Origin of the sequence: Williamsia muralis (genome assembly GCF_002735905.1) — a bacterium.
Lineage (GTDB): Bacteria > Actinomycetota > Actinomycetes > Mycobacteriales > Mycobacteriaceae > Williamsia > Williamsia muralis_A.
Map to the genome: position 1 here is coordinate 188,989 of NZ_PEBD01000004.1, position 25,667 is coordinate 214,655.

General features: G+C 66.1%; 29 protein-coding genes. 18 read left to right on the forward strand and 11 right to left on the reverse strand.

Going from position 1 to position 25,667, the window contains the following annotated elements; genetic code table 11:
• Positions 1-38: 38 nt before the first annotated feature.
• A complete protein-coding gene (locus tag CSW57_RS01595) occupies positions 39-1,133 on the reverse strand; it encodes an ArsA family ATPase (protein WP_099381167.1) in 1,095 nt (364 codons plus the stop codon).
• Positions 1,133-2,143: an ArsA-related P-loop ATPase gene (locus CSW57_RS01600; protein WP_223248986.1), complete on the reverse strand. Its 1,011-nt coding sequence runs from the start codon at positions 2,141-2,143 to the stop codon at positions 1,133-1,135. The genes CSW57_RS01595 and CSW57_RS01600 overlap by 1 nt, the downstream gene beginning before the upstream one ends.
• Positions 2,144-2,279: 136 nt before the next feature.
• On the opposite strand from CSW57_RS01600, the gene CSW57_RS01605 reads away from it, so the two are divergent.
• Positions 2,280-2,444 (forward strand): DUF4177 domain-containing protein, encoded by a 165-nt coding sequence (locus CSW57_RS01605; RefSeq protein WP_023956445.1) that lies wholly within the window; start codon positions 2,280-2,282, stop codon positions 2,442-2,444.
• A 6-nt stretch (positions 2,445-2,450) separates the two neighbouring features.
• Positions 2,451-2,915, forward strand: coding sequence for a RidA family protein (locus CSW57_RS01610; protein ID WP_099381169.1), 465 nt, complete (start codon positions 2,451-2,453; stop codon positions 2,913-2,915).
• Positions 2,916-2,924: 9 nt separating this feature from the next.
• Here CSW57_RS01610 and hypB read toward each other — a convergent pair whose 3' ends face one another.
• Positions 2,925-3,716, reverse strand: coding sequence for a hydrogenase nickel incorporation protein HypB (gene hypB, locus CSW57_RS01615; RefSeq protein ID WP_099381170.1), 792 nt, complete (start codon positions 3,714-3,716; stop codon positions 2,925-2,927).
• Between the two features lie 98 nt (positions 3,717-3,814).
• On the opposite strand from hypB, the gene CSW57_RS01620 reads away from it, so the two are divergent.
• Positions 3,815-4,621 (forward strand): MBL fold metallo-hydrolase, encoded by an 807-nt coding sequence (locus CSW57_RS01620; RefSeq protein ID WP_099381171.1) that lies wholly within the window; start codon positions 3,815-3,817, stop codon positions 4,619-4,621.
• A gap of 74 nt (positions 4,622-4,695) precedes the next feature.
• Here CSW57_RS01620 and CSW57_RS01625 read toward each other — a convergent pair whose 3' ends face one another.
• Positions 4,696-5,370, reverse strand: a complete 675-nt coding sequence (locus tag CSW57_RS01625) for a Crp/Fnr family transcriptional regulator (RefSeq protein WP_023956441.1) — start codon at positions 5,368-5,370, stop codon at positions 4,696-4,698.
• Positions 5,371-5,538: 168 nt separating this feature from the next.
• Positions 5,539-5,787: a hypothetical protein gene (locus CSW57_RS01630; protein WP_023956440.1), complete on the reverse strand. Its 249-nt coding sequence runs from the start codon at positions 5,785-5,787 to the stop codon at positions 5,539-5,541.
• Between the two features lie 256 nt (positions 5,788-6,043).
• Between CSW57_RS01630 and nth the strand changes: the two genes are divergently transcribed.
• Genes nth through CSW57_RS01650 form a run of 4 tightly spaced genes read left to right on the forward strand, consistent with a single transcriptional unit; the run spans position 6,044 to position 9,377 of the window.
• Complete coding sequence (gene nth / locus CSW57_RS01635) at positions 6,044-6,724, forward strand: endonuclease III (RefSeq protein WP_223249075.1); 681 nt, start codon at positions 6,044-6,046, stop codon at positions 6,722-6,724.
• Between the two features lie 3 nt (positions 6,725-6,727).
• The gene (locus CSW57_RS01640; RefSeq protein ID WP_099381173.1) at positions 6,728-7,444 is read left to right on the forward strand and encodes a TlpA family protein disulfide reductase; all 717 of its coding nucleotides are present in this window, start codon (positions 6,728-6,730) and stop codon (positions 7,442-7,444) included.
• Positions 7,441-8,181, forward strand: a complete 741-nt coding sequence (locus tag CSW57_RS01645) for an NUDIX hydrolase (RefSeq protein ID WP_099381174.1) — start codon at positions 7,441-7,443, stop codon at positions 8,179-8,181. The genes CSW57_RS01640 and CSW57_RS01645 overlap by 4 nt, the downstream gene beginning before the upstream one ends.
• A complete protein-coding gene (locus CSW57_RS01650) occupies positions 8,178-9,377 on the forward strand; it encodes a MarP family serine protease (RefSeq protein WP_030169027.1) in 1,200 nt (399 codons plus the stop codon). Before CSW57_RS01645 ends, CSW57_RS01650 begins: the two co-directional genes overlap by 4 nt.
• Before the next feature lie 6 nt (positions 9,378-9,383).
• On the opposite strand, the gene CSW57_RS01655 is transcribed toward CSW57_RS01650, so the two are convergent.
• Complete coding sequence (locus CSW57_RS01655; RefSeq protein WP_030169030.1) at positions 9,384-10,313, reverse strand: alpha/beta fold hydrolase; 930 nt, start codon at positions 10,311-10,313, stop codon at positions 9,384-9,386.
• Positions 10,314-10,316: 3 nt separating this feature from the next.
• Complete coding sequence (locus CSW57_RS01660) at positions 10,317-10,838, reverse strand: phage holin family protein (protein WP_223248987.1); 522 nt, start codon at positions 10,836-10,838, stop codon at positions 10,317-10,319.
• 249 nt (positions 10,839-11,087) lie between these two features.
• Here CSW57_RS01660 and CSW57_RS01665 point away from each other — a divergent pair, with 249 nt between their 5' ends.
• Positions 11,088-11,594 carry an SRPBCC family protein gene (locus CSW57_RS01665; RefSeq protein WP_099381176.1) on the forward strand — a complete coding sequence of 169 codons (507 nt, stop codon included), beginning with the start codon at positions 11,088-11,090 and terminating at the stop codon, positions 11,592-11,594.
• 29 nt (positions 11,595-11,623) lie between these two features.
• On the opposite strand, the gene acs is transcribed toward CSW57_RS01665, so the two are convergent.
• Positions 11,624-13,567 (reverse strand): acetate--CoA ligase, encoded by a 1,944-nt coding sequence (gene acs / locus CSW57_RS01670; RefSeq protein ID WP_099381177.1) that lies wholly within the window; start codon positions 13,565-13,567, stop codon positions 11,624-11,626.
• A gap of 172 nt (positions 13,568-13,739) precedes the next feature.
• Here acs and CSW57_RS01675 point away from each other — a divergent pair, with 172 nt between their 5' ends.
• A complete protein-coding gene (locus CSW57_RS01675; protein ID WP_099381178.1) occupies positions 13,740-14,582 on the forward strand; it encodes a helix-turn-helix transcriptional regulator in 843 nt (280 codons plus the stop codon).
• A 72-nt stretch (positions 14,583-14,654) separates the two neighbouring features.
• Positions 14,655-15,401, forward strand: coding sequence for an oxidoreductase (locus CSW57_RS01680; protein ID WP_099381179.1), 747 nt, complete (start codon positions 14,655-14,657; stop codon positions 15,399-15,401).
• 505 nt (positions 15,402-15,906) lie between these two features.
• On the opposite strand, the gene CSW57_RS01685 is transcribed toward CSW57_RS01680, so the two are convergent.
• Positions 15,907-16,743 carry an HAD-IB family hydrolase gene (locus CSW57_RS01685; protein WP_099381180.1) on the reverse strand — a complete coding sequence of 279 codons (837 nt, stop codon included), beginning with the start codon at positions 16,741-16,743 and terminating at the stop codon, positions 15,907-15,909.
• 430 nt (positions 16,744-17,173) lie between these two features.
• On the opposite strand from CSW57_RS01685, the gene ssd reads away from it, so the two are divergent.
• The 7 genes from ssd to CSW57_RS01720 are packed head-to-tail and all read left to right on the forward strand — an operon-like array spanning position 17,174 to position 21,794.
• Complete coding sequence (gene ssd / locus CSW57_RS01690; RefSeq protein WP_099381181.1) at positions 17,174-18,241, forward strand: septum site-determining protein Ssd; 1,068 nt, start codon at positions 17,174-17,176, stop codon at positions 18,239-18,241.
• The gene (locus tag CSW57_RS01695) at positions 18,238-19,434 is read left to right on the forward strand and encodes a TadA family conjugal transfer-associated ATPase (protein ID WP_099381182.1); all 1,197 of its coding nucleotides are present in this window, start codon (positions 18,238-18,240) and stop codon (positions 19,432-19,434) included. Before ssd ends, CSW57_RS01695 begins: the two co-directional genes overlap by 4 nt.
• Positions 19,431-20,231: a type II secretion system F family protein gene (locus tag CSW57_RS01700; protein ID WP_099381183.1), complete on the forward strand. Its 801-nt coding sequence runs from the start codon at positions 19,431-19,433 to the stop codon at positions 20,229-20,231. The genes CSW57_RS01695 and CSW57_RS01700 overlap by 4 nt, the downstream gene beginning before the upstream one ends.
• Positions 20,228-20,830: a type II secretion system F family protein gene (locus CSW57_RS01705; protein ID WP_099381184.1), complete on the forward strand. Its 603-nt coding sequence runs from the start codon at positions 20,228-20,230 to the stop codon at positions 20,828-20,830. Before CSW57_RS01700 ends, CSW57_RS01705 begins: the two co-directional genes overlap by 4 nt.
• Positions 20,831-20,875: 45 nt before the next feature.
• The gene (locus CSW57_RS01710) at positions 20,876-21,082 is read left to right on the forward strand and encodes a DUF4244 domain-containing protein (RefSeq protein WP_030169063.1); all 207 of its coding nucleotides are present in this window, start codon (positions 20,876-20,878) and stop codon (positions 21,080-21,082) included.
• A gap of 41 nt (positions 21,083-21,123) precedes the next feature.
• Entirely contained in the window at positions 21,124-21,444 is a 321-nt protein-coding gene (locus CSW57_RS01715) for a TadE family type IV pilus minor pilin (RefSeq protein WP_062795131.1), read from the forward strand.
• A complete protein-coding gene (locus CSW57_RS01720) occupies positions 21,441-21,794 on the forward strand; it encodes an Rv3654c family TadE-like protein (protein ID WP_099381185.1) in 354 nt (117 codons plus the stop codon). Before CSW57_RS01715 ends, CSW57_RS01720 begins: the two co-directional genes overlap by 4 nt.
• A gap of 6 nt (positions 21,795-21,800) precedes the next feature.
• Here CSW57_RS01720 and CSW57_RS24370 read toward each other — a convergent pair whose 3' ends face one another.
• Both CSW57_RS24370 and CSW57_RS01730 read right to left on the reverse strand, forming a co-directional pair.
• Entirely contained in the window at positions 21,801-22,580 is a 780-nt protein-coding gene (locus CSW57_RS24370) for a DUF5336 domain-containing protein (protein WP_189339102.1), read from the reverse strand.
• A gap of 190 nt (positions 22,581-22,770) precedes the next feature.
• Complete coding sequence (locus CSW57_RS01730) at positions 22,771-25,089, reverse strand: DEAD/DEAH box helicase (protein ID WP_099381186.1); 2,319 nt, start codon at positions 25,087-25,089, stop codon at positions 22,771-22,773.
• Between the two features lie 303 nt (positions 25,090-25,392).
• Between CSW57_RS01730 and CSW57_RS01735 the strand changes: the two genes are divergently transcribed.
• The gene (locus CSW57_RS01735) at positions 25,393-25,596 is read left to right on the forward strand and encodes a cold-shock protein (protein WP_023956397.1); all 204 of its coding nucleotides are present in this window, start codon (positions 25,393-25,395) and stop codon (positions 25,594-25,596) included.
• Positions 25,597-25,667: the final 71 nt, after the last annotated feature.

The following is a 25,667-nucleotide window of genomic DNA, read 5'->3' on the forward strand; positions in this document are numbered from 1 at the left end:
CGAACATCCTGACGCCGTCGCCCTGCCGGGCGGCGGCGTCAGCCTTTGCTGGTGATCTCTTCGGCCACCGCGCGCAGTGCGGTCATGTCGGCGACCTCGAACGGCAGTGACGGCACACCCACGATCGGGACCGCCGGATGCGACGTGGTGAAGCTGTGCAGCAGGTGCAGTTCGCGTTTGCCGGTGGTCGCCCGCTCGGAGTGAATCGTGAGGACGGCCTTGGTCAGCGGGTCGTCGACATTGTTTGCGGCCGCCTCAGCGGTACTCCCGCTGATCGCGGTGAGGTTGGGGTGGGTGCGGTTGAGGATCAGGCCGGCGAGCGGCATCTTCTCCTCGGAGAGCCGGTCGACGAAGAACGCGGCCTCCCGCAGGGCGTCTGGTTCGGCCGCCGCAACCACGGCGAATTGGGTGCCGGGTTGTTTGAGCAGGTTGTAGGTCCGGTTCGCCCGTTCCCGGAAGCTTCCGAACATCGAGTCGAGTGACTGCACGAAGACCGAGACGTCGCGCAGCGTCTCGCCGCCGATGATGGTCGAGATGCCCTTCATGGCGAGTCCGACAACACCGTTGACGACCCGGCCCACACCGCGACCGCCGCCCACGAGCATCTTCATCAGCCGGCCTTCGAGGAACGACCCGAGACGCTGGGGCGCGTCGAGGAAGTCGAGGGCATTGCGCGAGGGCGGGGTGTCCACCACCACGAGGTCCCAATCATCCTGCGCCAGAAGCTGTCCCAGCTTCTCCATCGCCATGTACTCCTGCGTGCCGGAGAACGAGCTGGCAACGGTCTGATAGAAGTTGTTGTTCATGATCGCCTCGGCGCGTTCAGGCGTCGAGTACTGCGTCACCATCTCGTCGAAGGTGCGACGCATGTCGAGCATCATCGCGTCGAGGGTGCCCTCGCCGTCGATCTTGACCGGCTGTGGGCTGTTGGTCAGTTCGTTCATACCCAGCGACTGCGCGAGTCGCTTGGCGGGGTCGATCGTGAGGACAACCACCTTGCGTCCCCGTTCGGCGGCATACACGGCCATTGCCGCGGCGGTGGTCGTCTTGCCGACTCCGCCTGCGCCGCAACAGATCACGACCTTGGTTCCGAGGTCGGTGAGGATTGCGCCCATTTTCAGGTCGATCGGCATCAGGCACCAGCCTTCTGGAGGATTTCGGAAAGTTCGTAGAGGCCGCCGAGGTCGACGCCATCGTCGAACGCGGGCAGCTGCAGCTTGTCGAGTTCCATGGCATCGAGTTCGGCGCCGGCCTCGAGCTGCGCCTGCACCCGACTGGCGTGCTCGATGGTCTCGGTGAGCAGGCCTTCGAAGTCGGCCTCGGAGTACTTCAGGCCCGACTTGTCGAGCTGGGCGCGCAGTTCGGTGGCATCGATGACGCCGTCGGCGACGTCGCCGATCGACTCGGGCGGGAGATGATGCGGCGACACCCGATTGACGATCACCGACCCGATGGTGAGATTCTTGCCCTCCAGCTCGCGGACCGCCTCGATGGTCTCCTGGATGGGCATCGCCTCGAGCAACGTCACCAGATGCACCACGGTCTGGTCCGAGTGCAGCAGCTTGACCACGCCGTCGCTCTGGTTGCGCAAGGGGCCGGTCTTGGTCAGATCGGCCATGGCCTTGGTGACGTCGAGGAAGTTGCCGATGCGACCTGTCGGAGGTGCGTCGACCACCACCGCGTCGTAGATCCTGTTGCCGCGCTTGTCGGTTCGGACCACGGTCTCCTTGATCTTCCCCGTCACCAAGACGTCGCGAAGCCCCGGCGCGACGGTGGTGACGAAGTCGATGGCACCGATACGGCGCATGGCGCGGCCGGCGAATCCGAGGTTGTAGAACATGTCGAGGTACTCGAGCAGCGCGTGTTCGATGTCGATCGCCAGTGCCCACACCTGTCCGCCGCCTTCTGCGGTGGCGACCTTGGTCTCGGTGGGGGCAAGGGGCGGAACATCGAAGATCTGCGCGATGCCCTGACGTCCCTCGCATTCGACGAGGAGGACCTTCTTGCCCTCGGCTGCCAGTGTCAACGCGAGAGCGGCCGCGACAGTGGTTTTTCCGGTCCCGCCCTTACCGGACACGAAGTGCAGGCGCGCCTTCGCAGCGGCCTCTGACCAGCGATAGCCCGTGGGCTGTTCTGTTGTCACGGGTTCACCATATCCACGTTGGTCATGGCCGAGAACCATACCGTGCAGTCCGGGCATTTCACCCCTGTCATCAGGGGATGTCCGGGTTGGTGAACGTACGCGGCCCGAACACATTCAGGAGAGATAGGGTGTGCACATGAGCGAGCCAACTGCCTGGGAGTACGTCACCGTCCCCCTTCTGACCCACGCCACCAAACAAATCCTCGACCAGTGGGGTGCTGACGGCTGGGAGCTGGTCAGCGTCCTGCCGGGACCCACGGGCGAGCAGCACGTCGCCTACCTGAAGCGCGCCAAGGGCTGATCCGCCATGACGTGGTCGCAGCGATTGGCCGAACTGAACATCGTGCTGCCCAAGGTGGTGGCGCCACTGGCCGCGTATGTGCCGGCAGTCCAGACCGGCAACCTCGTCTACACCGCGGGTCAGTTGCCGTTGCTCGGTGGCGAATTGACGGTGCAGGGCAAGGTATCCGAGGGCGCCGAAGGTGTTGTCCGGCCGGATGAGGCAACCGAGGCCGCACGTGTCTGCGCTCTGAACGCGCTTGCGGCAGTGGACAGTCTGGTCGGAATCGACTCGGTGAAGCGGATCGTCAAGGTTGTCGGCTTCGTGGCCTCGGCCCCGGGCTTCACCGGTCAACCCCAGGTCATCAACGGTGCGTCCAACGTGCTGGGCGAGATCTTCGGAGAGGCCGGCGCGCACGCCAGGTCTGCGGTCGGAGTGGCCGAGCTGCCACTCGGGGCGCCGGTGGAGATCGAGTTGATCGTCGAGGTCTGACCCTCGTCGTCAGCCTGCGCGACGCTCGACCAGTGCACGCACCCAACTGAACCACTCCGGGAGTCCCTCTCCGGTGCGTGCACTGACCGGGATGACGCGTGCGCGCGGGTTGGTCTGGGCGATGGTGTCGAGGAACGCCTGCAACTCGACGTCGAGGTGGGGCAGGAGGTCGATCTTGTTCAGCAGGATCACGTGCACCCGGCTGAACATCAGCGGATATTTGAGAGGTTTGTCCTCGCCTTCGGTGACCGAATAGACCATCGCGCGGGCGTGCTCGCCCACATCGAACTCTGCGGGACACACCAGATTCCCGACGTTCTCGATGATCACCAGATCAAGCGTCTGCAGGTCGAGATCTTGCAACGCGCGGTTCACCATCGGGGCATCGAGATGGCATTCGCCGCCGAACCCGTTGGCAGTGTTGATCAGTGAGACCTGGGCGCCCTTGTCGGCGAGCCGTGCTGCATCGAGGTCGGTGGCGATGTCGCCTTCGACAACACCGACGCGCACATCCGCGCGCATGGCGTCGAGGGTGGCCGACAAGATGGCGGTCTTGCCCGAACCCGGTGAGCTCATCAGGTTGATCGCGGGTACCCCGGCGCCGTCGAATGCGGCCCGGTTCAGGTCGGCGCGCATGTCGTTCTCGGTAAAGATCGCTTCGAGCACATCGATGCGTTCGGCGCCGGTGTCGTAGCCACTGTGGTCGCCGTGGTCGGAATGACCTGGGTCGGTGTGTTCGTGGCTGTGCGTTGTCCCGTCGGCGTGGGTGTGCGTCTCGTCGTGGCGGTGGAATCTACCCATCGTCTGCGCCTCGCCTCTTTGTAGCCGGTTCCTGCACCCGCAGCGACCCGACAGAGTCGACCCCGCCGTCGCCAAGTGCAGGATATAGCCTGATCGTCATGAGTGAACCGCAGCATCCTGCGTACGGTGTCGTTCGTCCGGTGACCGATTTCGCGTCGGTTGTCCTGTGCCACAACCCAGGGATGATGACACTCGACGGCACGAACACCTGGATCTTGCGGGCGCCCGGTCACCAAGACTGTGTGGTGGTGGACCCCGGTCCCAAGGGCAAGAAAAAGCACGTCAAGAACGTTGTCGCGCAGGGCAATGTGGTTCTCGGGCTGGTCACCCACCGCCACCCCGACCACACCGGCGCGATCAAGTTCTTCCGTGAACTGACCGGCGCACCCGTGCGGGCACGGGTCGACAAGTACACCCGCGACAGCAGCCCACTCCAAGACCGGGAGGTGATCGAGGCCGCCGGACTGAAGATCACTGTGCTGCACACACCCGGACACACCGGCGACTCGGTGAGTTTTCTCGTCGAGCACAACGGACGCAAGGCGATGTTGACCGGAGACACCATCCTCGGTGGTGGGACAACCGTGCTCGATCCCAAAGACGGCACGTTGCGCGACTACATGAACTCGCTCAACCGCATCATCGTCGAGGGTGACGATTGCGTGTTGCTGCCCGGGCACGGGCCCGATCATGGCGAGGTGATCCCGCTGGCCCGCCACTACAAGGCGCACCGCGAAGAGCGGATCGATCAGGTACGTGCCGCACTGGCCGAACTCGGGGTGAGTGCCGCGGAAGCCAAGCCGAAGAAGGTGGTCAAGAAGGTGTACGCGGACATCGACAAAAAACTGTGGCCTGCGGCCACGATGTCGGTCAAGACCCAGCTGGCCTACCTGGCCGAGCAGTAGCCGGCAAGGCAGCAGCAGAAACAACAAAACCGCCCAGACCGCGTCAGCGATCGGGGCGGTTTTTCGAAGTTGTTCTATCGCGCGCGGCGAGCCAGCCGCTCGGAGTCTGCGATCAGGACGCTCTTGCCTTCGAGTCGCAGCCATCCGCGCTGGGCGAAGTCGGCAAGCGCCTTGTTGACGGTTTCGCGGGAGGCGCCCACGAGCTGGGCGATCTCTTCCTGCGTGAGGTCGTGGGTGACTCGCAGAGCGCCGGCCTCCTGAGTGCCGAAACGTTGTGCCAGCTGCAGCAGCTGCTTGGCCACACGGCCGGGCACGTCGGTGAAGATGAGGTCGGCGAGGTTGTTGTTGGTGCGACGCAATCGGCGGGCCAGGACGCGCAGCAACTGTTCGGCGATCTCGGGCCGATCGGCGATCCACGAACGCAGAGCTTCGCGGTCCATCGACACGGCGCGTACCTCGGTGACCGTGGTCGCCGACGATGTGCGTGGTCCGGGGTCGAAGATGGAGAGCTCGCCGAACATGTCGGAGGGACCCATGATCGTCAGCAGGTTCTCGCGGCCGTCGATGGAACGACGACCGACCTTCACCTTGCCGGACAAGATGATGTAGAGCCGGTCACCCGGCTCACCTTCGTTGAAGATCACGTGGCCCCGTGGAAAATCAACCGGCTGAAGCTGATTGGTCAATGCCGCGACGGCCGTCGGTTCCACTCCCTGGAAGATGCCCGCCCGCGCCAGTACTTCCTCCACTTACGCCCCTTTCTAGGGTCCAGCCAGACCACGATCAAAACTTGGGGCCGGTCACACGGTCGATGTGTTGTGTTCGTCACCCGTCGTCCAGTCTACGGGTATCGGGTGCGAAACAGGTTAATTACCCCTCATCGAGCGATCACGCCTGTCGCTCGCGGGTATCGATGGTCAGCTGGCGCGGATCGAATGCTCGGTCTCGACCGTGGTGGGGACCCTCCGATCGCGGAATTCGTCGAGCGCCGCGGGAAAGCCCGACCGGGCCAGCGTGTCCATCTGCTCGGGCTGAGCCGACTCCAGGAACTCCTCGACATCGTTCGGTCGCACGTTGAGTCGTTCGAGCTGGTTCTCCAGACGCTCCATCGCCAACGCGAAGAGCATGAGAACTGCGGGGAACAAAAGTACGGCGAGTCCGTGCATGGGGAGTAGTTAACACAACGCAGGTCTCAGAAGAGACACGATCTGCATCTGAATGCACGTCGTTGACGCGACGCGGACCACGCGTCGCCTCGCGAGGTCCGTCGGTCGACCACCGGATAGAGCCGTTCACAGAGGTCCGCCGTACCCTGATTTGGTGAGTGTGCGCGAGAACGGGGCGGCCCCGGCCAGGCGTGGCAAGACCGCAGCACAGCGCGGTACCGAGACCCGCACCGGTCTGGTCCGGCGGGCGCGGCGGATGGACCGAACGCTGCAGACGGCGTTCCCGCACGTCTACTGCGAACTCGATTTCACCAACCCGCTGGAGTTGTCGGTGGCGACAATCCTGTCGGCGCAGTGCACTGACGTGCGGGTCAACCTGACCACGCCTGCGTTGTTCCGGCGTTATCGGACAGCCGCCGACTATGCCGGCGCCGACCGCGCCGAACTGGAGGAGATGATCCGGCCCACCGGGTTCTACCGGAACAAGGCCAACTCGCTGACCGGTCTCGGGCAGGCGCTCGTCGAGCGATTCGACGGTGAGGTCCCACGGACATTGCCCGAGTTGGTGTCGCTGCCCGGCTTCGGTCGCAAGACTGCGAACGTGGTTCTCGGTAACGCTTTCGGTGTGCCGGGAATCACCGTGGACACGCACTTTGGCAGGTTGGTGCAGCGCTGGAAATGGACGGCCGAAACCGATCCGGTGAAGATCGAGCAGGCCGTGGGTGAGCTCATCGAGCGCAAGAACTGGACCGACCTCTCGCACCGGGTGATCTTTCACGGTCGGCGCGTGTGTCACTCGCGCAAGCCCGCCTGTGGGGTGTGCGTGCTGGCTGCGGACTGCCCGTCCTACGGCCTCGGACCCACGGAGAAAGCGGAAGCGGCCAAGCTCGTCAAGGGCCCCGAGACCGACCATCTCCTGAGACTGGCAGGTCTGTAGTCGATGCCAGTGGACACCCGACCCGAGCGCCCGCGCGCGCGGTTTCATCTCTCGACGTCCGCCCGTTGGACCGTCGCCGCGCTGGTCGTGGTCCTGGCGTTGATCGTCGCGATCTGGCCGCGTGACTCATCCGACCCGAGTCCGTCGCCGAGCGGGATGCCGACGACGGGAAGCACCGCGCTTCCTGGCCTCGAGGCCGCGGTCACCGACGACGACATGGCGAAGGGCCGCGAGAAGGCCGCGTTGCTGCCTTGTCCGGTCGCCACGGGCCCAACACCGGCCGGGTCGAAGCTGGCTGGTGTGACCGTGCCGTGCCTGGCCGACGGATCAACGGTGGACCTGGGCAGCGCAACGGCCGGTACCCCCATGCTCGTCAACGTGTGGGCCCACTGGTGCGGACCGTGCCGGGCCGAACTGCCGGTGATCGACGAATACGCCAAGAGGGCGGGCGACCGCGTGCGAGTGCTCACCGTGCAAGGCAAAGAGGGCGCCGAGAACCCGTTTCTGTCGTTGACCCTGCTCGCCGAGATTGGCGTCCACTTGCCCACGGTGGTGGACACAGACGCCAAGATCGCTGCGGCGCTCGGGGTGCCGCGCGCCTACCCCTCGACCGTGCTCGTGCGCGCAGACGGCACGGTGGCAGCGGTGCTCCCGAGGGTGTTCGAGTCGCCCGACGAAGTGGCCGATGTGGTGCGCCAACATCTGGGCGTCGACGCATGACCCGACTTCTGGTGCCCGACGAGAAGGTGCCGCCATGGCTTCGTGGGCTCACTGCGAACCTCGGCGGGGTCACCCGGTCGGTCGAAGACCGCGGCGGCGTCACCGAGCGACTGCTGCGATCGATGATGCGGAACCCGAGGTCGGCAGCTGTACTGGTCCTGTTCAGCGGCGACTGGAGCGGCGACCCCACCCACCACGGTGGCATCCCTGCCGACGCCGACGTGCTGCTGACCCAACGCGCTGCGACGTTGCGAAATCACAGTGGGCAGATCGCCTTTCCCGGTGGCGTCCGCGACGACGGTGACGAGTTCCCGGTCGGCACCGCCATGCGTGAGGCCGTCGAGGAGACCGGGCTGAACCCTGCCGGTGTCGACCTGCTCGCCACCCTCGACACGTTTCCCGTGCCACCCTCCGGCTTCGAGGTGTCGCCGGTGATCGGTTACTGGCGCGACCCGTCGGAGGTGGGGGTGGTGGACCTCGCAGAGACCGCCCGGGTGGTCCGGGTGCCTCTGCGCGATGTCGTCAACCCCCGCAACCGCTTTCAGGTGCAGCGCCCCACCGGTATCCCGGGACGTCCTTACCGTGGGCCTGCCTTCGGCGTCGAGAAGATGCTGGTGTGGGGATTCACCGGGGGACTGCTCGCGGCCATCGTGGAGGCGGCCGGCTGGGAGATCGCGTGGGACAAGACGGATGTCCGCGATCTCGCGGATGAGCTGGCCAAGGTGGGACAGGAGTGAGCGGAGCCGCGTGGGTTGACGTCCTGGTGATCTGCATCGCGCTGCTCGCCGCGGCCTCCGGGTACCGCCAAGGTGCGGTCTCGTCGGCAATGGCGTTTGTCGGGGTGCTCCTGGGTGCTGCCGCGGGGGTTCTCCTGGCGCCGCACCTCATCCGGAACATCGAGGATCAGCGATGGCGGCTCGTCGCCGGCGTGCTTCTGCTCGTCGCGCTGGTCATCGTCGGGGAGATCTCCGGCATGGTGCTGGGACGGGCCGCACGAAGCAGCATCCGGACCCTCTCGGTACGCCGGATCGATTCGGTGATCGGATCGTTGCTCCAGGCAGTCGCGGTACTGCTCGCCGCATGGGTGCTCGCCACCCCGATCAGCACGTCGGCCCAGCCCCAGATCGCCGGCGCGGTGAGCGAATCGAAAGTCATCGACGAGGTCAATTCGCTTGCGCCGCAATGGATGCAGCGATTGCCGCGCGAGTTCTGGGACATGTTCGAGGGTTCCGGGCTCAAGGAGGCCATCGGCCCGTTCGGCCGCACGCCCATCACGAGTGTCGAAGCCCCCGACCAGGGGCTGCTCGAACAGCCGGTGATCGGTCGGGTCCGTCCCAGTGTGGTGAAGATCGAGGGCGTCGCCCCGAGCTGCAATCAGGCGCTGGAAGGCAGTGGATTCGTGGTCTCTCCAGAGCGGGTGATGACCAACGCGCACGTCGTCGCGGGAACGACCACCCTGCACGTGGTGGCCTCAGGCGACCAGTTCGACGCCACCGTTGTCTATTTCGACCCGAACACCGACATCGCGGTGCTCGACGTGCCGGGCCTGCAGGCGCCGGCGCTGCGTTTCGCCGACGAACTCGCGAAGACCGGCGAGGACGCGATCGCCCTCGGCTTCCCCGAGGCAGGACCCTTCAACGCCAGCGCCGAACGTGTCCGGGAGGTCATCCAGCTCCGCGGCCCGGGAATCTATCCCGGATCTGCTGTGACCCGGGAGGTGTACACGGTGCGCGGCTCGATCCGACAGGGCAATTCCGGTGGACCGCTGATCAACTCGGACGGCGACGTCCTCGGCGTGGTATTCGGGGCCGCCGAGGACCCGGCCAGCGAAACCGGATTCGTGCTCACGGCTGATCAGGTCAAGCCTGGCCTCGCGGAATCGGAACGGTTGAGCACCGCGGTCGACACGCAGTCCTGCGTGCATTCGGGGTAGTCGCCTTCAGCGCCCGGCGAACTCGATGAGCAGTTCGTTGACCTCGTCGGGGTTTTCCTGATGTGCGTAATGGCCGCTGCCGGTGACCTCGGTGAAGTCGAGCCGGTCGACCCATTTGGCGCTGCCTGCCACCGTGGACCGGAGGATGTAGCGATCGAGTTCGCCGTGCATGGCCAGCACCGGGATCTGGAGGCGACGATCCATCAGCTGGAGGAACTTGTAACCGTCCGGACGGAATTGGGACCGGAAGGCCCAGCGCCGGTATTCCAGGCTGCAGTGCGCCACACCGGGTATCTGCACCGCCGATCGATTGCGCTTGGCGGCGTCCGCGAAGTCGTCGGTGCGTGGCCACCCCGGCCCGGATCGACGTCGCATCAGTTCCTCGGCCATCGCGCCGTCGTCACGGGTGAGGTCACGCTCGGCGGTCCGTGGGATCTGGGCTCGAAGTAACCCACCCAGGAATGCCTTGCGCTGCGTCGACTCCCGCATGTTGGCGTTCTTCAGTGCCTGCGGATGCGGTGAGGAGATCACCGCCATCGAGCGGACCGACCGGGGATGCAGGGTCGCGGTCGCCCATCCGACGAGACCGCCGTCGGCGTGTCCGACGATGGTGGCGTCGGAATGACCGAGCGCGCGAATCAGGCCGTCCGTGTCACCGGCCAGTGTCCATCCGTCGTAGCCACGAGGCGGCTTGTCACTGTCGCCGTATCCGCGCAGATCAACCGCGACGGCCCGGAACCCGGCGTTGGTGAGTGCGGTGATCTGGTGACGCCAGCTCCACCAGAACTCCCCGAAACCGTGCATGAGGAGCACCAGGGGTCGGTTGGTGGGTGTGTCCGCACATTCGACGACGTGTAGGCGCACGCCGTTCGCGCGGACATCATGGTGATGCCACGGTCCCGCGAATCGAACGGTCGACGGGTCCGGGGGCGCCAAACGTCAGCCTTTGAGGACCTTGTGCGAGCCGGACGGCTTGCTCAGGTCTGCAGCGGGATGGACTCCGTCGTGCCCGGACGTGGGCAGCACTTCAGGCACCCGCTGAACCGATGCGATCGTCTTACTCGGACCGGTTATCCGCTTGAACACCCGATAACCGATGAATCCGGTGATGATCGCCAGGACCAGCAGGATGAGGAACACGATGCCGAACGCGGCCCAGCGAGGCAGCCACTCGTCCAGCAGTTCCCCGAGGAACCAGAAGAAGAACAGGCTCGCGTAGAGCAGCACGGTGAGCGCGACCAGGATGAGGCCCGACCCCACCGCGGCCTTCTTGGCCTCGGCGGTCAGTTCGGCCTTGGCCAGTGCGACCTCGGCGCGGAACAGCGTCGACAAGTGCGTGGTGGCGTCCTTGACCAGACCACCGACACTCGGGTCGCCGCCGGGGCGCACATTGGGGTCGGACAACGGAATCGACGAGACGTTCGGCGGAACATCTCCCGAAGGGCGGTCGTCCAGCGTCACTGCAACTCCTCCATCCTCGGACACCACGCCCGAGTCCATCCCGGACGTTCATCTCTGCATCGCCGGGGTTAGTAGGCCTTATGTTGCCATGCCCGACCCGATTGCAGGTTCATCGGACCTTTCTACGGGCGCGAGGCGCCGTAGATGCGTTAACTGTCGGGAGGTGCACGCGTTAACTGTCGGGTGGTGCACCCGGGGGCCGTCCGGTCGATCGGGTGACACCACCGACCCCGATCACGAAGGACTGGCATGCCGACTTACCCCATGGAACCGTTCGAGCTGGACTTTTTCGAGACCGCCCCGATCACCCACCGATTCAGTGTCAACCTCCCGGTGTCTCCTGAGCAGGCGTGGGCCGAACTGACCAGGCAGAACACCCTCGACTGGTGCCGGGTGATCAAATCGATCACGTTCACCTCTCCGGCGCCCTACGGCGTGGGGACAACCCGTAGTGCTCAGTTGGCGCCCGGATACGCGCAACTGTCGGAGAGGTTCTTCTGCTGGGACGAAGACCGTGAGGCAGGCACCTACCGCAACGCGTTCTACGTGGAACAGTCCAATGTGCCCAGTCTTCGTCGCTTCGGTGAGTTGAGTGAAGTGGAGCCGTCGGGAGGTGGCTGCCGCTTCACATGGTCGTTCGCCATCGAGATGGGTGGGGTGATGGCAAAGACCTCCAGGTTCGCGTTGCCCATCACGCAGAAGACGTTCGCAACCCTGGAAACCGATACCGTCAAGCACTTCTCGAAGCTGAGCTGACAGCAGCCACCACCCGGTGCCCCTCGGGTTCAGTCGGCCTTGCGGCGGCGGATGTTGTCGAACACCGACGGGTCGACCAGCGTCGAGGTGTCACCGAGTTCGCGTCCCTCGGCGACGTCCTTGAGCAGCCGTCGCATGATCTTGCCAGAGCGTGTCTTGGGCAGTTCGGGCACCACGTAGATCTCGCGTGGCTTGGCGATCGGCGAGATGTCCTTGGAGACCTGGTCTTTGAGTTCCTTGACCAGTTGGTCGCCGGTGTCCTCCTGGCCCTGCCGCAAGATCACGAACGCGACGATGCCCTGGCCGGTGGTGGCATCGGCGGCGCCGATGACGGCGGCCTCGGCGATGCTGTGGTGTCCGACGAGCGCGGATTCGACCTCGGCGGTGGAGATCCGGTGTCCGGAGATGTTCATGACATCGTCGATCCGGCCCAGGACCCAGAGGGCGTGGTCGTCGTCGTAACGCGCGCCGTCGCCTGCGAAATACCAACCCTGCTCGGCAAATCGCGACCAGTAGGTGTCGCGGAAACGCTCCTCATCACCCCAGATGCCGCGCAGCATCGACGGCCACGGCTTGTCGAGTACGAGGAAGCCCTGTTCGCCCGCGCCGACCGGTTCGCCGTTGTCGTCGACGATGTTCGCGCTGATGCCGGGGAGCGGGGCCATCGCCGAACCCGGCTTGGTCGAGGTGATCCCGGGCAGGGGAGAGATCATGATCGCGCCGGTCTCGGTCTGCCACCAGGTGTCGACGATCGGGCACCGCTCGCCGCCGATCACCTCGTGGTACCAGCGCCAGGCCTCCGGGTTGATCGGCTCACCGACACTGCCCAGAAGTCGCAGAGAGCTCAGGTCGTGGGCATCGGGAATCTCCCTGCCCCACTTCATGAACGTGCGGATCAGGGTGGGGGCGATGTAGTAGATGCTCACCCCGTACTGCTCGATCACCTCGAAATGGCGATGTTCGTTGGGGGAGTTGGGAGTTCCTTCATAGACCACCTCGGTGGCGCCGTTCGACAACGGGCCGTAGACGAGGTAGCTGTGACCGGTGACCCAGCCGATGTCGGCGCCACACCAGAACACGTCCTTGCCCGGCTTGTGGTCGAAGACGTTGTGGAACGTGTAGCTCACCTGCGTGAGATAGCCGCCCGAAGAATGGACGATGCCCTTGGGCTTGCCGGTGGTACCGGACGTGTAAAGAAGGAAGAGCGGGTGCTCGGCGTCGTGCGCCATTGCCGTGTGCACGTTCTCGGCCTTGGCGACCGTCTCGTGCCACCAGACGTCGCGGCCGTCGATCCAGTCGATGTCGGAGTCGGTGCGGTTGACCACGAGCACGTGCTCGACGGATTTCGCGGCGTTGTCGCCGCTTCCGAGCGCTTCGTCGACAGCAGCTTTGAGGGGAGCCGGCTTGCCGCGGCGGTACTGGCCGTCGGTGGTGACGACCAACTTCGCCTCGGCGTCATCGACCCGCGACCGCAGCGCGCCGGCCGAAAACCCGGCGAAGACAACAGAATGGGTGAGTCCCAGACGTGCGCAGGCGAGCATCGTGACGATGGCCTCGGGAACCATCGGCATGTAGATGGCCACGCGATCGCCGGCGACCAGGCCGATCTCGACGAAGTAGTTCGCGGCCTGGCTCACCTCGGCGAGCAACTGGCTGTAGGTGAGGTCGCGGGAGTCGCCCGGCTCGCCGACCCAGTGGATCGCCACCCTGTCGCCGTTGCCCTCGAGGACATGACGGTCGACGCAGTTGTATGCGACGTTGAGTTTGCCGCCGACAAACCACTTGGCGAACGGCGCGCCGGACCAGTCGAGGACGTCGGTGAAGTCGGTGTCCCAGTGCAGTCGGCGGGCCTGCTCGGCCCAGAACGCGAGCCTGTCGGCCTCGGCTGCTTCGGCCAATTCAGGTCCGGCGTTGGCCTGCTCGACAAACGCGGGGGGTGGGGGGTACGCCGCTTGCGCGGTTCCTTCACTCATTCTTTTGCCCTTTCGTACTGGCTGCCCGACCTGCATGGGGCGAGCCCGATCCGGACACCGATTCACGTGCCGCTGTGCTCGGTCCCGTCACAGACGCGCGGTCGCTGTGTTGTACACCACATGATGGTTGCGGCATCATCGGAGGCAATAGCCCCGAAAGTGGATAGTGCAGATGAGTCCAGACAACAGCGTGCTCCGTCCCAGTGATCGTGAACTGGTGCGTGCCACGAGTGCACGTCTGCGCAAGACAGCCGGGATCCCGGTGGTCTTCGCCGGTCTGCGCGATCGGGATGTCATCCAGGTCACCGAGTCGGTGGGTCACCAGACTGCTGCCCTTCGAACCATCACGGTCACCCCCGAACGTGGGCTCGGTGGGCTGACGTGGCTGAACAAGCGGGCCAAGATGGTTCGGGATTACGGGTCGGCCAGCGAGATCACCCATGACTTCGACGACCAGATCCTCGGTGAGGGCATCACCGACCTGGCTGCGGCCCCCATCGTCGTAGACGGCGCGGTCAGAGGGTTGTTGTACGGCGGCTGGCGCGGTGGCGGAGGACTACTCGGCGAGCACGCGATGGATGCGCTCTCGCTCGAGGCCGGCCGGATCGGCACCGAGCTGCGGATCCGCGACGAGGTGGACCGCCGGGTCGCCGCGATCGCAGCACGCGAGCAGGCTCAGCGGCCGATTCCCGACTGGATCCACGAGCTCCGCGACATCGCGACAGGTGCCGAGGATGAGCAGACCCGGCGCCGGATCGGCCGACTCGTCGATCAGATCACCAGTGTCGACCGGTCCGGGATCGAGCCGACGATCGCACTCACGCCACGCCAGCTGCAGGTGCTGTCGCTGGTGGCGATGGGTTTCGGCAACAGGGTGGTGGCCGATCGTCTCGGGCTCACGGTCGACACCGTCAAGACCTACCTCCGAGCCGCCATGGTTCGTCTCGGTGCCCGCACCCGTCACGAAGCCGTGGTGAAAGCGCGCGCCGCCGGGCACGTCCTGGAATTGATCTGACTCCCCGGCCGTCTGCTCTCGCTGCCGCATCCCGGCCGGGCACGCCATCTCGGCCCAGTACGCTGGCCTCTCGTGACCGACCCTTTGGCCCCGATACTCGACCTGCCCGGCGTGATCGAGGCAGCCGACCGAGCGCGTGATGCCCTGGCCGCTGCCCACCGGCATCCGGTGAACCTGCGCGGGTGGGAGAAGACGGCAACGGAGGCGTCGTGGCGGGCTGGACGGTCGTCTGCTGCCATCGACGGTGGAAGTGTCGATCTGGTGCGCGACGGCGACTTCGATGATCCCGTGCTCTCGGGTGCCATGCGGGTGGCCCAGGCGCTCGACGGCGGATCGCTTCCGCAGTTTGTGTCGACCTGGACGCGTGCTCCGTTGCAGACGTTGGCGCGACTGCACGTTCTCGCCGCGAACGACCTCACCGACGATCCGCAACTGTTGGGCCGTCCCCGCGCGGACCGCGACCTCGGCCAGCGTCTGGCTCTGCTCGCCCAGCTCATCACCGGCGCGACAAAGGCACCCGCCCCCATCGTGGCGGCGGTGGTGCATGCAGAACTGCTCTCCCTCGAACCCTTCACGTATGCGAACGGGATCGTCGCTCGCGCGGCGTCGCGGCTTGTCTGCACCAGCAGCGGACTTGATCCACACAACCTGGGCGTGCCCGAGGTGACGTGGTTCCAGCGCGTGCGCGAGTACCGCGACAGTTCGACCGCCTTCGGTTCCGGAGACCCCGACCGTATCCGGGAATGGGTGCTGTTGTGCTGTGATGCCCTCGAAGCCGGTGCGGCAGAGGCGAACTCGATTGCCGAAGCCGCGCGATGAGCGTCGTCGACCTGCTCTGAACGCACTGACTTGCCCCGAACGCACTGACCTTGCTCCGAACGCACTGACTTGCTGCGAACGCACTGCGGGCGGCGTACCGGTCCGCCTCTGCGTTCCGATCGCCGCCCGCTAGCACGGATCCGAGTTACCAAGCGTGCTTTGGTGGTTGTGTGGGATGACCTAGGCGTAGTGTTCCGCCGCCGCTTCGAAGCCGTTCCCACCCAAAGGAACTCACTCGAACTCGACGCCGGATCTCGCAGGCCCGCAACCTGGTGCCTCCCGCGGCGTGCTGCGCGTGGGTGCTCGGTATCCGTGCTGGGAGTGCGCGGTCAGGAGTCCGTTCCTTCTCTTCCGGCCCGAACTTGGCTTTCCGCGCTTTCCGTAACTACTTTCTACACCGTGACCGCGGTCACATCAAGGCCTCGGGCACATCAATTCGAGGTTGACATTTCCCGTTGGGCGGAAACGTTTTTCGTGTTCGCGGTGGGCTCGGGCGCGTCGCGCGTCAGTGGCGCTTGCGGGCCAGGATCGAATAGGTGAGGGCGCCGGCGACCACGGCGCCCAAACCGACTGCCGCCGAGGCGGTCACGGTGGGAGACGGCGTGTTGGGCAGGCGGTCGCGGATCGAGATGGGCTTGGTGAACGACAACATCGGCCAGCCGAGAGCGGTGGCCTGCTTGCGCAGCGCACGGTCGGGGTTGATGACCGTGGGGTGGCCGACCGCCTGCAGCATCGGCAGGTCGGTGATGGAGTCCGAGTAGGCGAAACACTGGGAGAGGTCGTAACCGATGGATGCGGCGATCTCACTCATCGCCGCGGCCTTCTCCTCGCCGTAACAGTAGAACTCGACCTCGCCCGCATACTTGCCGTCGATGACCTTCATCCGGCTGGCCATCGAATAGTCGGCGCCCAGCATCTCGCCGATCGGTTCGACGATCTCGGCTCCCGAGGCGGACACGATCACGACGTCGTGACCCCGGGCCTTGTGGCCGGCGATGAGGTCCGCGGCTTCGGCGAACACCAGGGGGTTGACGATGTCGTGCAGCGTCTCGCGGACGATCGACGACACCTGATCCACGTCCCATCCCGTACACATCTCGGTGACGTGTTTGCGCATCCGCTCCACCTGGTCGTGGTCGGCGGCCGACAGCAAGAACATGAATTGGGCGTACGACGACTTGAGTACCGAGCGACGGTTGATCAGCCCCTGGTCGAAGAACGGGCGAGAGAACGCCAGCGAACTCGACTTCGCGATGATGGTCTTGTCGAGGTCGAAGAAGGCGGCGATCCGCGGGCCGGAGGTGGATTCCGGACCACCGTCCGCGGGCCAGGAATAAGTCACGTGTCGAGGGTACGTCGGCCGTCCATCCCGGGCGCAGATTCATCGGTTCGGACTACAGCGGAGGCCGTTAACGATGTCGGATCGGCATGACGAGAAACAAATGGTTGAAGTTGCAATCAATCCGGAGTTTTTGTGTATAGTCGTTCTTACCCGGACCTGATCCGGGGCTTTCAGCCCGACCCCCCGGGGCTGAACGCGACGACCCTGGCCTCCTCCCCCCCTGGCCGGGGTCGTCCCCATTTCCGGGGTCTGTCGGTCATCTGACCCACACGATCATTCCCCGCATTTCACCGTTCTGACCTGCAGTTCTGTGTGGCGTGTGTGCCTGCTCGACCGTCTGACGGATCGGGTTGTCCACAGACCGTCGGCCATCCACAGATGGAGGGTTCGGCCAGGTTCCCCGGTCGGTGGCGTACCCGATGCTGAGTCCATGCCCGAATCACCAAGCGTGCTCGTCATGGTCTCGTCCGAGGTCGTCGATGACGTGGCACGTGTCGCAGCAGCCTCCGGCTATCAGGTGTGGCGTGCGGCACCTGACCGTTGTCGTCGCGAGTGGTCCGAGGCCACCGCGGTGCTCGTCGACGCGACCACCGTGGACGCCACTTTGTCGGCCGGTCTGCCCCGCCGACCCGGCGTCATGGTGGTCGGGCTGACGGGCAGTGGACCGGACATGTGGCGCACGGCGCTGGCCCTCGGGGCCGAAGACGGATTCGTCCTGCCCGACGACGAGCACGCCGTCGTCTCCGCCCTGTCACGCATTCGCACACCCACCGGCCCATCCGGTGTTGCGGTCGCTCTGCTGGCTGGGCATGGCGGCGCCGGAGCGTCGACTTTGGCGGCGGCCGTCGGGCTGCTGGCGACCGAACAGGGCGCCGGCGCCTTACTCCTGGATCTGGACGATCTGGGGGGAGGCCAGGACCTGATGCTCGGCATCGAGGACCAACCCGGCCTTCGATGGCAGGAACTGACCCTGGAAAGCGGCCAGGTGGCAGCCGACTCACTCCACGCCGCCTTGCCCCACGCGCGCGGCGGCCTGGCCGTCCTGACCAGCCGCCGAGGATCCGCGCAGCTTGTGCGTCCCGAGACGGCGCTCGCCGCAATCGACGCCTGCCGTGCACACGGCGATGTGGTGGTCGTCGACCTGCCCCGGCGAGATGACGAGCTGGCGGCGGCCGTGGTGGAGGCGGCCGATGTCGTGGTTGTCGTCTGCTCGGCGACCATCCGGTCGTGCGCGGCCACCCGGGAGGTGGTGCGACGAATGGGCTCACGCAGCGGGCGACTGGAAGTGGTGGTCCGTGGCCCTGCCCCGGGGGGTCTGCGGGCCCGGCAGGTGGCCGAGGTGATCGGTCTCCCGTTGCTCGGTGCGACGCGGTCGGACCCAAGAGTTCCCTGGCAACTCGAGTCCGGCGGCCTTGTACTCGGTCGGCGATCACCGCTGCGGCGGACCGCGGAAGCCGTGCTCCAGCGTGGCGTCGACTCACGTCGGGGGCGGCGATGACCACTCGGACCGATGTAGCCGGCACCACTCGAGCGGCTCTGCTGACCCGTGTCCGGGAACGACTGGCCGCGACCGCACAGGACCCGACCCCCGAGGTGATGGCCGCGGTGGTCCGGGAAGAAGCCGGTGGAGTCCTCGGCGACACCGATCTCCTTGACGCCCTGCGGTTCCTGCACACCGAACTGGTGGGCGCCGGAAGGCTCGAGACCTTGCTGGCAGGACCGACGGTCAACGACATCCTGGTGGTCGGCCCGAAACAGGTGTGGGTCGACCAAGGCCACGGGCTGCAGCCGTCGACGATCGAGTTCGAGGACGACGATGCAGTCCGGCGACTGGCCATGCGGCTGGCGCTCGCCGCGGGCAAACGCCTCGACGACGCGCAGCCTTGGGTGGACGGTCAACTCACCGACGTCGGCAGGCGGGGTTACAACGTGCGCCTGCACGCGGTCATCCCACCCATCGCCGTCGATGGCACGTGTCTGTCGCTGCGAGTCCTCCGGCCGGCCACGCAGAACCTCGACGCGTTGGTCGCGTCGGGTGCGATCGTCGCGGAGGCGGCGACTCTTTTGGAGGCGATCATCGACGCCCGGCTGGCCTTCCTGGTTGTCGGGGGGACCGGTGCTGGCAAGACAACTCTGTTGTCGGCCCTGCTCGGCCGAGTTGATCCGGCCGAACGCATTCTGTGCGTCGAGGACGCGGTCGAACTCGCCCCGCGCCATCCTCATGTGGTGCGGCTGGTGGCCCGTACGCCCAATGTCGAAGGTGCGGGGGAGGTTCCGGTACGCGCGCTGGTTCGCCAGGCGCTGCGCATGCGCCCCGATCGCATTGTTGTCGGTGAGGTCCGCGGCGCCGAGGTGGTCGATCTCCTCACCGCGATGAACACAGGACACGACGGTGGCGCGGGAACACTGCATGCGAACTCCACGGCGGAGGTACCCGCGCGAATGGAGGCGCTCGCCGCGCTCGGTGGCATGGATCGCCCGGCGTTACACAGTCAGCTGGCAGCAGCCATCTCCGTCGTGATCGGCGTCTTCCGCGACGCCTCGGGCGCCCGGGGCGTCGCCGAGATCGGCATGGTCCGCCGCGGCGACGACGGCCTGGTGAAGATCGTGCCGGTCTGGGATCGAGATGACGGATTCGCGCAAGCCGCAATGGATCTCGCCGATCTCCTCGGCTCGAGGCTGCGCCGGTGAGCGCCGTCCTCGCCGCTGTTGCGGTCGCTCTGCTGATGTGGCCTCGTACCCCGCAGCATCTGCGCGCAGCCGGGCTGGCCGGGACAGCCCGCCCTCCCCATCGAAGAATCGGGGATCCTGCAGCGTGTTTCACCGGTGCGGCACCGGTGGTGGCGTTGGCGGTATTCGGCCCGGCAGCCGCACTCGCGGCCGGCATGGCTTCGGCGATGATCTACCTGGCGGTGGTGGCGCGACGACGGGAGAGCGACGCCGCAGCTGAGATGGCCCGGCTGCTGGCAGCGCTCGAGGTCATGATCGCCGAGCTCCGCGTCGGTGCTCACCCCGCTCATGCGTGCCGGCAGGCCGCGCAGGACTGTGTCGATCGTGCTGCGACCTTCGCGATGTTGCAGATGATGGCCGGTCGGGCCGCGCTCGGGGGTGATGTCGCCGGTGGCATCGAGCAGATCGAGAGCAATCAGCGCGAGTCGTGGCGCAGGGTCGCGGTGGCGTGGCGCACGGCCGAGCAATATGGACTGCCGATGGCCGAACTGCTGACGTCCGTGCGGTCGGACCTCATGGCTCGCAACCGTTTTCGTGAGCGAACCAGGGCTGCGCTCGCCGGTGCGAAGGCCACCGCACTGGTACTCGCGTTGTTGCCCGTCCTCGGGATCGTGTTGGGGCAGGCCATCGGGGCGGCTCCGCTGTCGGTGCTGCTCGGTGGTGGCCTTGGTGGCGTGCTGCTGGTGGTCGGTGTGGCGCTGGTGTGTTGCGGCCTGCTGTGGTCGCGCAGGATCGTGGGCAAGGTGACCGCCCTGTGACGCCGTGGGTGGTCGCCGCCGTGGCCGGGGCGGGTGGACTGTGGCTGATACCAGGTCCGGTGTGGCGCACCTATCGGGTTGTCGGTCCGCCTACTCGCACACCCCGTAGTCGGGAGCCGCGTTGGCTGGGAAAGCCGAAGGACGGCGACGAGCCCTTCGCTGCGGCGGCGAGTTATGAACTGTTCGCGGTGTGCCTGCGGTCGGGACTCCCGGTTGGTATGGCGGCCCGCGTGGTGGCGGACTCGGCGCCACCGGCCCTGGGCAGAACCCTTGCCGAGGCCGCCGACCTCCTCTCGCTGGGCGCGGATCCGTTGCGTGCGTGGGCCGTTCCCGACGACGCCGATCCGGCCGCACATGCCCTGGCTGCCATGGCGAGGCGTTCGGCGCGTGCCGGATCGTCGCCGGTGCGTGGCCTCGGGGAGTTGGCGGACGGTCAGCGGGCCGAAGCGCAAGACCGGGCGGCCGCGGCAGCCGAGCGCGCCGGTGTCGCCATCAGCGGTCCGCTGGGTCTGTGTTTCCTGCCGGCCTTTGTCTGTCTGGGCATCGTGCCGGTGGTCATCGGATTGGCCGGGCCGGTGTTCGGCGGGGGACTGCTGTGAAGACTTGCCGCGGAATCGCCGCGGCACGAAAAAGGGGGAAAAACCATGATGAACAGAGTCTTTCGAGAAGCGCAGGCACGCGCGGCGCTGCTGATGACAGACGAGGACGGGATGTCGACCGCAGAGTATGCGATCGGGACGATCGCTGCCGCGGCGTTCGGGGCCATTCTGTACACCGTTGTCACTGGCGACAACATCGTGTCGGCGTTGACGGGGATCATCGACAAGGCGTTGCAGACGTCGGTCGGATGATTCGTCGTGGTCGGGCTCGTCTGGTGTCTGACGAGCGGGGGATGGTGACGGTGGAGGCGGCCATCGCGATCGCCTCGATTGTTGCTGCGGTGGTGATGGGGGTGGTGGGGATCGTCGCGGTGGCGGCTCACGTGCGGTGTATCGATGCCGCACGTGAGGCGGCGCGGATTGCGGCGCAGGGTGATTCGGGTCGGGCCGAAGAGGTTGCCGCGCAGGTCGGTCCACGGGGCGCGCAGGTGCAGATTCGGACTGAGGGTGATGTGGTGGTGGCGCGGGTGAGTGCGTCTGTGCCGCTGTTTCCGATGCTCGATGTGGGTGCTGATGCGGTCGCGGCGGTGGAGCCGGAGGGTGCGGACCCGTGAGGGTTGTTGCCGATGAGCGCGGGTCGGCGACGGTGGTGGGGGCGTGTGTGGTGGCGGCGCTCGCGGGATTGGTGGTGTTGGTTGTGTATGTGGGGGCGGCTGTTTCGGCCCGGCATCAGGCGCAATCGGCTGCTGATCTCGGCGCGCTGGCCGCGGCGCAGGCTCTTGCGCTCGGAGGTGCTGACCCGTGTGGCCGGGCTGAGGTGATCACTCGCCGGATGTCGGCGGGTGTGGTGTCGTGCACGGTCGACGTCAGTGATGTGGTGCTGACGGTGGCCGTGGGGGTGGAAGTGGGTGTCTTCGGACAGCGGCAGGCCCGCGCGGTTGCCCGCGCGGGCCCGGCCGAGTAGGGGTGGCTACTTTCGTTTGACGATGCCCGCGATCCCGGCGATCACCAGACCGATACCCGCGATGAGGGTGAGCCACAGGCCGAAACCGACTTCGAGGAGGGGGCTGTAGTCGCTGATGTCGGCGATGTCGATCGTCGAGGTGAGCACGATCAGCAGACCGGCGATCAGTGCGATGATGCCTGCGACCAGGTGCAGCGGTGATCGCTTGGCAATCAGCGCGGAGACCACACCGAAGATGGCCGCGACCAGTCCCAGGACCAGTGTGATCATGCCGTCCTTGACGCCGTAATCGGAGTCGCCGAGGCCATTGACCTCCACGATGCCGGTGACCCAGGGCAAGAACGCCGCGATCACGGTCAGCAGGCCGAGCGCCGCGATCACCCCGCCGATGATCTTGACCGCTTTCGACAGCGTGGTCGGTTCGGTGGCCGCCGCGTCGTAGGGTCCCGCGCCGTAAGGGCTACCGCCATAGGGATTCTGGCCGGCCTGATACGGGCTCTGCCCAGCCTGCGAGTATTGCGGTTGCTGCCCGTACTGCTGCGCACTCAAGGGCTGCTGGCCGTACTGCTGACCGTACTGCGGCTGCTGGCCCTGCGGCTGCCCGTAGTGCGGTTGTCCATACTGCGGCTGCTGCCCGTACTGGCCTTGGGATTGGACGCCGGGCTGACCACTCTGCTGGCCGCCCGGCTGCGAGTACCCCTGCGGCGGCCCACTGGGCGGTGGTGTGGACGTCGGACTGAACCGCGTCTGTTCGTACGGGTCGGGCTGCCCGGGGCTCTGAGACATCGTCAATCCTTCTGCCGAATCCTTCAACGAGTTTGGATATCCAACGGTAAGCCCAAACAAGGCCGTAAAGAACCCGAATTCCTGTCTCACCCCGGCAAATCAAAGCTATTTCAGTCAGATGGTCGACACAGCCTGGCGCAGGAGCCGCACGACTCCGCGACACCGACAACGCGGAACCCGGAACAAGGCCTCAGCTGTCGGGCAGTTCACGCAGGATCAGGTCGAGAACACGAATGGAGGCCGCCTTGTCGAGGGGGTCATTGCCGTTCCCGCACTTGGGTGACTGGACACACGAGGGGCAGCCCGCCTCGCAACCGCAGTCCGACACCGCATCCCGGGTCGCCTTGATCCAGATCCCGAACGCCTCATGTCCGCGGTCGGCGAACCCGGCGCCGCCGGGATATCCGTCGTAGACGAACACGGTGGGCAACCCCGTGTCGGGGTGCAAGTTGGTCGACAGCCCGCCGATGTCCCATCGATCGCAGGTGGCCACCAGTGGGAGAAGGCCGATTGCTGCATGCTCGGCGGCGTGTAACGCACCGGGGAAGTCCACCTCGGCGATCCCGATCGCCTCGAGTGCCTCGGGCTCGATCGTGTACATCACCGCCCGCGTCGACAGCGTCTGCGGCGGCATGTCCAACTCCACCGAGTCCAGGACCTCACCGGTGAGCAACTTACGGAGATAACCGACCACCTGATGGGTGACGTCGACGCGGACGAGGGAGACCTTCAATGGCCCGTGCCGCTGTTCCTGCATCACTTCGGTGATCTCCACGACTGTCGTCTCGCGGGCGCTGGTGGTCCAGTCCGGTTCTTCTGGGTGGACCAGAGCCAGCCCGTCCTCGAGGTCGAGTTCGTCGACGACGTAGCTCTCACCCTGATGGATGTGGACGGCCCCGGGGTGGACGGTGGACATGGCCCGACCGGTGTCCACGGTGCCCAGCAGCTGAGCGCTGGTCTCGTCGACGATCATCACCTGTCCGCCGATGCCGCCCCGGATGTCCACGGCGCCATGCGGATCTACACCCGCCGCGACGTACCAGCCGGCCTTCCGGTGCCGGATGAGCCCCTGCCGGGCGAGGTCCTCGAGCAGCTCCCGTGCGCCGAATGCGTCCACCTCGGCCTCTTTCAACGGCATCTCGGCTGCCGCGCAGAGCAATTGAGGACCGAGTACATACGGGTTGGTGGGGTCGGTGACCGTTGCCTCGACGGGCTTGTCCAGCAACGCTTCCGGATGGTTCACGAGATAGGTGTCGAGGGGGTCATCGCGGGCGACGAGCACCACCAGTGAACCCTCACCGCGGCGGCCGGCGCGACCGGCCTGCTGCCAGAACGACGCGACAGTGCCCGGAAAACCCGCCACCACAATGGCATCGAGACCACTGATGTCGACGCCGAGCTCCAGCGCGTTCGTCGTCGCGACCCCCAGTAGTCGACCGTCGGCGAGGTCGCGCTCGAGCACTCTGCGGTCGTCGGCGAGGTAACCGGCGCGGTACGCGGCCACCCGCGACGACAACTCGGGGTCGACCTCGTCGAGAATCCGTTTGGCCGAGAGTGCGGCCAGCTCCACTCCTCGGCGGCTGCGTACAAAACAGAGCGTCCGGGCGCCTTCGAGTACCAGGTCGGCGAGGATGCGGGCCGCTTCGGCGCCGGCCTGCTTACGCACCGGCGCACCGTTCTCGCCGGTCATCTCGGGTACGAAACCGGGTTCCCACAGAGCGACGGTGCGAGCACCGTGAGGCGACCCGTCCTCGGTGATCTCCTCGCAGGGGGCGCCGACGAGTCTGCTCAGAGCCGCACCTGGCGTTCCCGAGGTGGCGCTGGCCCCGATCACCACCGGATCGGCACCGACCGCGCGTGCCAATCGCAGCAGACGCCGCAACACCAGGGCGGTGTGCGACCCGAATACGCCGCGGTAGTGGTGACATTCGTCGACGACGATGAATTGCAGACCGCGTAAGAAATGTCGCCATCGCCCGTGGGAGCCGAGTATTCCGATGTGCAGCATGTCGGGGTTGGTGAAGATCCACCTCGAATGTTCGCGTGCCCATTGCCGGACCGCGGGTTCGGTGTCTCCGTCGTACGCGCAGGGCTGTAGGTGCAGGAACTCCTTTCGCCCGGCCAGGAGCGAGCTGACGGAGCGGAGTTGGTCCGCGCCGAGCGCTTTGGTGGGCGCGAGGTAGAGCGCGGTGGCCCGCGGGTCGGCGAGCATCCTGCTCAAGATGGGCACTTGATAGGCGAGTGATTTACCGGACGCGGTGCCCGTGGAAAGCACCACATGTCGACCGGCCCAGGCGTGTTCGGCGGCCGCCACCTGGTGCGACCAAGGCCTGCGGACACCCGCCTCCACAAGCGCTTCCTCAACCGGACCGGCGACCCAGTTCGGCCACTCGGCGAAAGATGCTGTCCGGCTGGGAATTACCGACTTGTGCGTGAGGGGCGATTCGTCAGGGGAGATCCCGGCCAATGTTCGCGCCAGTAGCGCGGAGCCGAAATCATCACTACTCATAAAGCCAGTTCACCACGTCGTGATCGTACCGATTGCTGCCGACAATCACGGTTGTGGCCACGTTTGGAATCAGATTGAACTCTCGACTGTTGTGCACGCCCGGAACATGATTGACTGATCTCGGTCGCAGCTTCTGGGGGGCGGTTCAAGCATTTGGCCGATCTCTCGGGATCGTGTTGCGAGCGTGGTACTGAAGGTTGGTGCGCGGGTTCATCCCGTGAGCGACGCCAGTAGGTATGGCGGTCGGAACCGGCCCGGCGGGGTAACTCCCCGCCGCACCCGGGTGAAGAAAAGGAATGCAAGATGGCACAGGGGACTGTGAAGTGGTTCAACGCGGAGAAGGGCTTCGGCTTCATCGCGCCTGATGATGGACCGGACGACGTGTTTGTCCACTACTCGGAGATCCAGGGGAACGGATTCCGCACCCTCGAGGAGAACCAGCGGGTCGAGTTCGAGGTCGGTCAGGGCACCAAGGGCCCACAGGCCACCGGCGTTCGCGCGCTGTAGGTCACTCCCGAGGACCTTCGCACCACGCGAGGAACCTCCGTTTGATTCGGGCATTTCTTTCGGTGCTCGAC

Bases quoted from the DNA above. Each gene is read 5' to 3' on its own strand.
- CSW57_RS01595 (WP_099381167.1), bottom strand. From the start codon at position 1,133: ATGCCGATCGACCTGAAAATGGGCGCAATCCTCACCGACCTCGGAACC.
- CSW57_RS01605 (WP_023956445.1), top strand. From the start codon at position 2,280: ATGAGCGAGCCAACTGCCTGGGAGTACGTCACCGTCCCCCTTCTGACC.
- CSW57_RS01610 (WP_099381169.1), top strand. From the start codon at position 2,451: ATGACGTGGTCGCAGCGATTGGCCGAACTGAACATCGTGCTGCCCAAG.
- hypB (WP_099381170.1), bottom strand. From the start codon at position 3,716: ATGGGTAGATTCCACCGCCACGACGAGACGCACACCCACGCCGACGGG.
- CSW57_RS01620 (WP_099381171.1), top strand. From the start codon at position 3,815: ATGAGTGAACCGCAGCATCCTGCGTACGGTGTCGTTCGTCCGGTGACC.
- CSW57_RS01630 (WP_023956440.1), bottom strand. From the start codon at position 5,787: ATGCACGGACTCGCCGTACTTTTGTTCCCCGCAGTTCTCATGCTCTTC.
- nth (WP_223249075.1), top strand. From the start codon at position 6,044: ATGGACCGAACGCTGCAGACGGCGTTCCCGCACGTCTACTGCGAACTC.
- CSW57_RS01640 (WP_099381173.1), top strand. From the start codon at position 6,728: ATGCCAGTGGACACCCGACCCGAGCGCCCGCGCGCGCGGTTTCATCTC.
- CSW57_RS01645 (WP_099381174.1), top strand. From the start codon at position 7,441: ATGACCCGACTTCTGGTGCCCGACGAGAAGGTGCCGCCATGGCTTCGT.
- CSW57_RS01665 (WP_099381176.1), top strand. From the start codon at position 11,088: ATGCCGACTTACCCCATGGAACCGTTCGAGCTGGACTTTTTCGAGACC.
- acs (WP_099381177.1), bottom strand. From the start codon at position 13,567: ATGAGTGAAGGAACCGCGCAAGCGGCGTACCCCCCACCCCCCGCGTTT.
- CSW57_RS01675 (WP_099381178.1), top strand. From the start codon at position 13,740: ATGAGTCCAGACAACAGCGTGCTCCGTCCCAGTGATCGTGAACTGGTG.
- ssd (WP_099381181.1), top strand. From the start codon at position 17,174: ATGCCCGAATCACCAAGCGTGCTCGTCATGGTCTCGTCCGAGGTCGTC.
- CSW57_RS01695 (WP_099381182.1), top strand. From the start codon at position 18,238: ATGACCACTCGGACCGATGTAGCCGGCACCACTCGAGCGGCTCTGCTG.
- CSW57_RS01710 (WP_030169063.1), top strand. From the start codon at position 20,876: ATGATGAACAGAGTCTTTCGAGAAGCGCAGGCACGCGCGGCGCTGCTG.
- CSW57_RS01715 (WP_062795131.1), top strand. From the start codon at position 21,124: ATGGTGACGGTGGAGGCGGCCATCGCGATCGCCTCGATTGTTGCTGCG.
- CSW57_RS24370 (WP_189339102.1), bottom strand. From the start codon at position 22,580: ATGTCTCAGAGCCCCGGGCAGCCCGACCCGTACGAACAGACGCGGTTC.
- CSW57_RS01730 (WP_099381186.1), bottom strand. From the start codon at position 25,089: ATGAGTAGTGATGATTTCGGCTCCGCGCTACTGGCGCGAACATTGGCC.
- CSW57_RS01735 (WP_023956397.1), top strand. From the start codon at position 25,393: ATGGCACAGGGGACTGTGAAGTGGTTCAACGCGGAGAAGGGCTTCGGC.